We start from the raw sequence: 650 nt of genomic DNA, 5'->3' as shown, positions 1-650 counted from the left end.
GTGCTGTCCTTAACGCAGGCTCATTGGGTCGCCTTCCCCTTAAAGAAGGCGCTGAATTCGGTATGGGCAATATGAAGCGCGAAACCATCATGGGTGACGATGGCGTATTGGGTTTCTCTGAACAGTTCTCAGATGCGCCTTTCATCAAGTGCACCATCATTCACGCTCAAGACACCGATGAGAAAGCCATTGCTGATTTTGTAGGTGAGGACATCACCCTAGAAACGAACACAAGCCGAGCTTACACCTTGAAAGGCGCCTGGACAGTCGACCCGCTTACCGTAGCGGTAAAAGATGGTCAGCTTGAAGTGGTCTTCAACGGTGACGAACTCATCCCGCAGTAAGGAGAAATACCATGATATCCATACTGATGAAACGAGAGGCACTGAAGGAAAAACCATTAACGGTTGAAACCTTTGAAGCTACTGACAGTGTCGACCTTCTAAACGATGTTGGCGCAATGAACGGGGCTGCATTGAGCCAATCCGTTCGCACTGCTTTTGCTGATAAGCCCTGGGAAGAAACACAGAACGTGTTTAAGCAAGACCAAAGCCGCTTGCGTACCTTGTCTGGCTCGAAAGAGAAAGACCCGTACAAACAAGAGCTCATTAACAAGTACCGCCCACTGGTTGAAAAGCTACTGGTTACCC

Annotated in this window: 1 protein-coding gene and 1 pseudogene; both read left to right on the top strand. The window is 49.1% G+C overall.

What is annotated here, in order from left to right; all coding sequences use genetic code 11:
• On the top strand, positions 1–344 hold a 344-nt coding region (locus tag AB4496_RS28490), incomplete at its 5' end, for a phage tail tube protein (RefSeq protein WP_372133427.1).
• Positions 345–355: 11 nt separating this feature from the next.
• A pseudogene (locus tag AB4496_RS28485) lies at positions 356–650 on the top strand (hypothetical protein); the annotation flags it as partial.

The organism is Vibrio sp. 10N.222.46.A1 (genome assembly GCF_041473595.1).
Classification (GTDB): Bacteria; Pseudomonadota; Gammaproteobacteria; order Enterobacterales; family Vibrionaceae; genus Vibrio; species Vibrio tasmaniensis_A.
Note: the sequence above shows the minus strand (reverse complement) of the source record. Positions and strands in the feature narration are given on the sequence as shown.